Raw genomic sequence first — 6200 nt, 5'->3', positions numbered from 1 at the left:
AGCAGATCACCATCGGCGAAAAGGTCCTCGCCGCCCAGGGCCCCGGCGCCTGGCCCGTCTGCTCCATCAAGGCCGGCCTCACCAAGTAACCCCCCGCCGGCACCCGGCCACCAGGCCAGCCCGCCGCCCCGACGTCCACCCGACGTCACCCCCACGACAACGCCGCTGCACCCGACCGAACACCCACGGTCCGGGACAGCGGCGTCGCGGCGTTCCACCCACCTATCGCGCCGCACGGACACCGGCACCGGGCGAATAACCCGTCGCGGTGCGGCGGTTGCTGTGGCAGGGTGCGGGCGGGTCCCGGAATCGCCGGCCCCGGCCCGGAGCCGATCAGCGTCTACCGTGGGAGCGCCCGATGACGATGCCGCCACGCATGGTCCCCCTACTCCAGCAGTACGACTTCGCCCGCGGGCGCCTCGCCGACCGCCTGGCCGGACCGGTCGTGGACAGCGGCAACGGCACGGACGTCCCGGTCGGTGCGATGACGGACGACGAGTACCTGTGGGAGCCGGTCGCCGGCTGCTGGTCGGTCCGGCGCCACGCCGACGGTCCCGGGGCACGCGCGACCCTGCTCGTCGGCAAGGGCCCCTGGGGCCGCGACACCGCCCCCGCCCCGCACCCGGTGCCGCCGCCCTTCACCACCCTGGCCTGGCGGCTCAGCCACCTCACCGAGATGCTCGCCCTCCGGGCCGACCACACCGGTGGCAGCCGCGCGCTGACCCGCGACGACCACCCGGTGGCCGGCGACGCGGCGACCGCGCTCGCGGCCTTCGCCGCGGCGGCCGACGCATGGCGGTCGGTCCTGGTCGACGCCGACGACAAGGCGCTCGACACCATCGGCCACAGCGCCTACCCCTACGGCAGCGACCCGGAGGACCCGTTCCGCGAGACGGTGTGGTGGGTCAACCAGGAACTGCTCCACCACGGCGCCGAGATCGCCCTTCTGCGCGACCTCTACCGCGAGCGGACCCGGCCCGCGGTCTGACGGCCGGCGGGCCCGACCGGCTATGCCGGACGGGGCGGGAGCGGCAGCGGAAGGGCGGGCAGGCCGTCGATGCTGGTACCGACGTACTGCTTGCCCTCGCAGTAGGTGTTGAACTCCTCCTCCGACTTGCGGTCGAAGTACTGCACGTGCAGGTCCCGGTCCGAGCGGTACTCCATCAACGGCACCGCGAATCCGCAGGAGTCGCTCACCCGGTCGGCCTTCACCAGGACGATCGCCCGCAGCGCCGAGCCGTCCGCCCCCGGGTCGAAGTGCCCCAGCAGTCCGGCGAACCTGGTGTCGTCCCGGAACACCGCCTCGCCCTGGCCGTGGACGCGCACGACGGTCGGCGGACCGTCAAAGGAGCACCACATCAGCGTGATCCGCCCGTTCTCCCGGAGATGGGCAATGGTCTCCGCCGTCGAACCGCCGAAGTCCAGGTAGGCGACGGTGAGTTCATCGATCACCGCGAGCGTGCCCGACCTCCCCTTGGGCGAGACGTTGACATGGCCGTCGGCGGCGAGTGGCGCGGTCGCGACGAAGTAGACGGGCTGGCGCTCGATGAACTCCCGCAGGCGGCCGTCGATCTTCTCGTATGTCTTCCCCATGACGGCGATTCTTCCCCATCCCGGATAGCAAGAACACGTCGCTCGTATGCCGAGACGCGAGGCGGAGAGGCACCACCGGGACACGGGTCGGGGCGGGGTCGGGCGCCCGGGTCGGGATCCAGGCAGCGCCGGACTGGGGCGGGAAACGGCGAGTGCCCTCGCACGCATCGGCGCGCGAGGGCACTCTCACGAGCCCTGCCGGTCACCGCATCATGTACACGCTGTCCATGAACTCGATGATCTGCTGGTCCGTCAGGCGCTGGCCGTTGCGGTGGCCCATGGCCAGGTCGGCCTCGCTGATCATGCCGACCAGCCGTTCGCCGTCGATGACCGGGATACGGCGGATCTGGTGCTGCTCCATCTTCTTCAGCACCATGTCCATGCCGTCCTCCGCGCGGACGCAGTGCAGATGGCCGGCCAGCTCCATGGCCATCATGCCGGCCGGGTCCTTGCCCTCGGCAATACATCGCACGACGATGTCGCGGTCGGTGATGATGCCCTTCAGCTTCTGGTCGTCACCGCAGATCGGAAGAGCGCCGACGTTCATGTCGCGCATCATCATGGCGGCTTCGGCCAGCGTCTGGTCGGCACGGATGCACTGGGCGCCGGTGTGCATGATGTCTCGGGCAGTGGTCACTGGGACTCCTTGTCAGGTCCGCCCCCGAATACCGGGTGTTCCGGTGCGATCACCATAAGCAACACCTTCACCGCCCGCGAGCCCGCGAGCAGACGGGACGGCCGGGCCGGCGCCGTCCCGGGCGGCCGATACTGGGGAGGTGACGCAGGAACTCGCCGACACGGTCGACGAAGCCGTCCGGAGCCGGCCCGCCACGGCTCTGCGGCCGTACGTCGCCTGGTACTCCGGCTACCGCCAACGCGGCATCGCACCCGCCGTGCACCGCGGGCTGCCCTCGCCGTACCTGACATTCATCCTCACCCTGGACGAGCCGCTCACCGTCGCCGGGCACCCGGATCCGGCCCAGCCGGCCGACAGCTACGCGACCCTGCTGGGCGGCCTGCACACCTCCCCGGCGCTGATCACCCACGACGGCCGGCAGTCCGGCGTCCAGATCGCCGTGCACCCGCTGGCCGCCCGGGCGCTTTTCGGCCTGCCGGCCGGCGAGCTGGCCGGGGTGGACCTCCCGGCCGACGCGGTGCTCGGACGGGCGAGCGCACTGCTCCAAGAGGCGCTCCAGCAGGCCGGCGGCTGGCCGGAACGGTTCGCCGCCCTCGACGGCGCACTGCTGCGGGCCGCGCGCCCCACCGGGAACGTCCCGCCCGAGGTCGCCTGGGCCTGGCAGGCACTGCGGCGCAGCGGCGGGGCCCTACCGGTCTCGGCGCTGGCCCGGGAGACCGGGTGGAGCAGCCGGCACCTTCAGGACAGGTTCCGCCGCGAGACCGGGCTGACCCCGAAGGCCGCCGCCCGGGTGATCCGGTTCGACCGGGCCCGGCGGCTGCTCGGCGCGCCCGGGCCGGTACCCCGGCTGGCGGAGCTGGCCGCGCGCTGCGGCTACTTCGACCAGGCCCATCTGGCCCGCGAGTTCCGTGCGCTCGCCGGCTGTGCGCCGAGCGTGTGGCTGGCGGAGGAGGGCCCGGACGCGGCGAAGTTCCGAAACGTCCAAGGCGGGGCGGGTGGGGCGGCGCCAGAGTGGGAGCTGTGACAACCGCTCCGGTTCGCCACAGCCGCTCCGAGGAGGACTGCCGCTATGGACACGAAGACTCCCGCCCCGCAGGTCTGGCCCAGCCTGCGTGCCCGTGACGCCCGGGCCCTGATCCGCTTCCTCGTCGACGCCTTCGGCTTCCAGGAGGTGGTCGTGTACGGCGAGGGCGACCTCGTCGCGCACGCCGAACTGGCCTGGCCGGAGGGCGGCGGCGTGATGCTCGGCTCGGACCGCCCCGACCCCGAGGGCGCCGAACCCTGGCCGGGCCGGCCGGGCGGCTTCACGGCGTACGTGGTCACGGCGGACCCGGACGCGGTGCACGCGCGCGCCGTCGCCGCCGGGGCGCGGATCACGACGGAGCCCTACGAGACGGACTACGGCTCGCGGGACTTCGCGGCCGCCGACCCGGAGGGCAACCGCTGGTACTTCGGCACCTACCCGGGCGCCCCGCGCCCCTCGGCCGGCTGAGCCCCGTGCCCCGGCGCACGCGGGCCGGGACGCGCCCGGCGCGGCAGGATTCGCCCGGCCGGCCGGGCCCCGGACCCCCGGACCCCCTCCCCCGAGGACCGCGTCGAACGGCTGCGGGCGCTCTGCCTGTCGTTGCCGGAGGTGGCGGAGCGGGTGAGCCACGGCGAGCCGACCTGGTTCGCGGGGGCGGGGCGGCGGGCGCGGGTGTTCGTGATGCTCGCCGACCACCATCACGACGACCGCCTCGCGTTCTGGTGTCCTGCCCCGGCCGGGGCACAGCAGTTCCTGATCTCCGAGGACCCGGACCGCTTCTTCCGGCCCCCGTACGTCGGCCACCGCGGCTGGATCGGGGTCGACCTGGACGTGGCACCGGTCGACTGGGCCCGGATCGAGGACCTGGTGGCGGACGCACACGCCCTGGTCGTGGGCTGACACCGGCTTCGGGCGCAGGCTACCTTGCCCCGGCGAGGAGCCGCCAAGCCCCGCCCCGGGCCGCCCCGGCGCTGCTCGGGCCGTCACCGCCCTGCCGGGAGGACGGCCGGGGACGACCGGGAGGGCGGACTGCGGGGCAGGCGGGCAGACTGGCTGCGCGGGCCCGGCGAACAGGCGCGGCGGCCCGACGCAGCTCGGAGGCGGCCATGCCGCAGATGGTGGTGGACGGGCGCACGCTCGCGCTCTCGCACCTGGAGAAGGTGTACTACCCGGACACGGGCACGCTCAAGGGCGAGGTGCTGCGCTACTACGCGGCCGTGCACACCGCGCTGCTGCCGCACCTGCGCGACCGTCCGGTCTCCTTCCTGCGCTGCCCGGACGGGGTGGACGGCGAGGTCTTCATCGCCAAGAACCCGCCCGCCGGAACGCCCCCCTGGGTGCGCACCGTGGAGGTGCCGAGCAGCAGCGGGGACCTCCGGCAGGTGGTGCTGGACGACGGCGCGGCGCTGCTCTGGGCGGCCAACCTGGGCTGCCTGGAGCTGCACGTGCCGCAGTGGCACGCCGCCGCCCCCGCGCTGGCGGACCGGCTGGTCCTGGACCTGGACCCGGGCGAGGGCGCGTCCGTGCTGACCTGCCGGACGGTGGCGGTCCTGCTCCGCGAGCGGCTGGCGGCGGACGGGCTCGACTGCTGGGTGAAGACCTCCGGTTCCAAGGGCCTGCACCTGCTGGTGCCGCTGGAGCCGACGCCGAGCACCCGGGTCTCCGCCTACGCCAAGGCGCTCGCGGCCTCGCTGGAGGCGGCGCACCCGGACCTGGTCGTGCACACCATGGCGAAGGCGCGGCGCACCGGGCGGGTGCTGGTGGACTGGTCGCAGAACTCCGCCAAGAAGACCACCGCCGCCCCCTACACCGTGCGGGCGCGTGCCCGGCCGACGGTGTCCACGCCGCTGTCGTGGGCGGAGCTGGAGCGGGCCCGTTCGGCGGAGGAGCTGGTCTTCACGATCGCCGAAGTCCCGGGGCGGCTGGCGGAGTCCGGTGACCTGTTCGCCCCGCTGCTGGACGCGGACCGGGCCCGCCCCCTCCCGGCGGCGCCGACGCCGTCTCCCGCCGCTGCCCCGGCCCCCGCTGGCCCGGCCCCCGCGGCCGCTCGCTCGCCCCTGGTGCTGGACCCGCCCGTCGAGGTGATGCGCCCGGCCGCCGTCGCCGCCGTCCCGCCACCGGACGGGTTGGGCGGCTCGGGCGTGCTGTACGAGCTCAAGCTGGACGGTTTCCGCTGCGTGGCGTTCGCGCGTGGGGAGCGGCCCCCGTATCTCCAGTCACGCTCCGGGCGGGACCTCACCGCCGAGTTCCCGCCGATCGCCGCCGCCGTCGCGCGGCTGCCGGCCGGGCTGGTGCTGGACGCGGAGCTGGTCGCCTGGCGCGGCGGACGTTTCGCGTTCGAGGAGCTGCTGCGCACCCGGCAGGCCCGGACCGCCGACGACACGGCGCTCGGGCTGATCGCCTTCGACGTGCTGGCGCTGCCCGGGCGGGACGTCCGGAGGCTGCCGCTCACCGACCGGCGCCGGCTGCTGCTCGCCGCCCTCGCCGACGTGCCGCCGCCGGTCCAGCCGGTGATGGCCACGACCGACCGGGCCGAGGCGCTGGCGTGGATGGAACAGCTGGCCGACACGGGGGTGGAGGGGCTGGTCTGCAAGGCCGCCGGCTCCTCGTACCGGCCGCGCGGCGCCGGCCAGGTCTGGGTCAAGTACCGGCGCAGCGACACCCTCGACGCGACCGTCCGCGCCGTCGTCGGGACGGCCGCCCGGCCACGGGCGCTGGTCCTGGAGCTGGCCGACGGCCGGGTGCTGCTGTCCACCCCGCAGCTGACGCCGGCACAGGCCCGGCAGGTCGCCGAGGCGGCGCAGGGGCGGCTGGGCGCACCCGTCCGCGATCCGGACCACGGGACGCTGCGGCCGCTCACCGCGCTGCTGCGGGCCGAGGTGACGGTCACCGGCCGGCCGCCGACGGCGGCCTTCGTCCGCCTGCGCGGGGACTGAACCGGGCGAG

The 6200-nt window shown here is 74.7% G+C and carries 7 protein-coding genes and 2 pseudogenes; 7 read left to right on the top strand and 2 right to left on the bottom strand.

The window, feature by feature from the left end:
- Together ACZ5WK_RS23115 and ACZ5WK_RS23110 are read left to right on the top strand one after the other, a co-directional pair.
- Window positions 1-86 (top strand): annotated as a pseudogene (locus ACZ5WK_RS23115) (transglycosylase family protein); the annotation flags it as partial.
- Between the two features lie 272 nt (window positions 87-358).
- On the top strand, window positions 359-988 hold the full coding sequence (locus ACZ5WK_RS23110; protein ID WP_465549567.1) for a DinB family protein: 630 nt from the start codon (window positions 359-361) through the stop codon (window positions 986-988).
- A 20-nt stretch (window positions 989-1008) separates the two neighbouring features.
- Here the strand turns inward: ACZ5WK_RS23110 and ACZ5WK_RS23105 are convergent, their stop codons facing one another.
- Together ACZ5WK_RS23105 and ACZ5WK_RS23100 are read right to left on the bottom strand one after the other, a co-directional pair.
- The gene (locus ACZ5WK_RS23105) at window positions 1009-1593 is read right to left on the bottom strand and encodes a pyridoxamine 5'-phosphate oxidase family protein (protein ID WP_465549565.1); all 585 of its coding nucleotides are present in this window, start codon (window positions 1591-1593) and stop codon (window positions 1009-1011) included.
- A 202-nt stretch (window positions 1594-1795) separates the two neighbouring features.
- A complete protein-coding gene (locus ACZ5WK_RS23100; protein WP_396323446.1) occupies window positions 1796-2230 on the bottom strand; it encodes a CBS domain-containing protein in 435 nt (144 codons plus the stop codon).
- Between the two features lie 139 nt (window positions 2231-2369).
- On the opposite strand from ACZ5WK_RS23100, the gene ACZ5WK_RS23095 reads away from it, so the two are divergent.
- The 5 genes and pseudogenes from ACZ5WK_RS23095 to ACZ5WK_RS23075 all read left to right on the top strand — a co-directional run bounded on the left by ACZ5WK_RS23095 (window position 2370) and on the right by ACZ5WK_RS23075 (window position 6190).
- Window positions 2370-3254: a helix-turn-helix domain-containing protein gene (locus ACZ5WK_RS23095; protein WP_465549563.1), complete on the top strand. Its 885-nt coding sequence runs from the start codon at window positions 2370-2372 to the stop codon at window positions 3252-3254.
- Window positions 3255-3299: 45 nt separating this feature from the next.
- Window positions 3300-3722: a VOC family protein gene (locus ACZ5WK_RS23090; RefSeq protein WP_465549561.1), complete on the top strand. Its 423-nt coding sequence runs from the start codon at window positions 3300-3302 to the stop codon at window positions 3720-3722.
- Window positions 3723-3854: 132 nt separating this feature from the next.
- Window positions 3855-4154 (top strand): MmcQ/YjbR family DNA-binding protein, encoded by a 300-nt coding sequence (locus tag ACZ5WK_RS23085; RefSeq protein ID WP_465549559.1) that lies wholly within the window; start codon window positions 3855-3857, stop codon window positions 4152-4154.
- Window positions 4155-4360: 206 nt separating this feature from the next.
- A pseudogene (ligD, locus tag ACZ5WK_RS23080) lies at window positions 4361-5242 on the top strand (non-homologous end-joining DNA ligase); the annotation flags it as partial.
- Between the two features lie 96 nt (window positions 5243-5338).
- Window positions 5339-6190 (top strand): ATP-dependent DNA ligase, encoded by an 852-nt coding sequence (locus ACZ5WK_RS23075; protein ID WP_465549573.1) that lies wholly within the window; start codon window positions 5339-5341, stop codon window positions 6188-6190.
- Window positions 6191-6200 lie beyond the last annotated feature (10 nt).

The organism is Kitasatospora sp. NPDC032757 (genome assembly GCF_055579305.1).
The sequence above is the reverse complement of the archived record's forward strand: the minus strand, read 5'-3'. Positions and strand labels throughout refer to the sequence as shown.

Bases quoted from the DNA above. Each gene is read 5' to 3' on its own strand.
- ACZ5WK_RS23090 (WP_465549561.1), top strand. From the start codon at position 3,300: ATGGACACGAAGACTCCCGCCCCGCAGGTCTGGCCCAGCCTGCGTGCC.
- ACZ5WK_RS23105 (WP_465549565.1), bottom strand. From the start codon at position 1,593: ATGGGGAAGACATACGAGAAGATCGACGGCCGCCTGCGGGAGTTCATC.
- ACZ5WK_RS23110 (WP_465549567.1), top strand. From the start codon at position 359: ATGACGATGCCGCCACGCATGGTCCCCCTACTCCAGCAGTACGACTTC.
- ACZ5WK_RS23075 (WP_465549573.1), top strand. From the start codon at position 5,339: ATGCGCCCGGCCGCCGTCGCCGCCGTCCCGCCACCGGACGGGTTGGGC.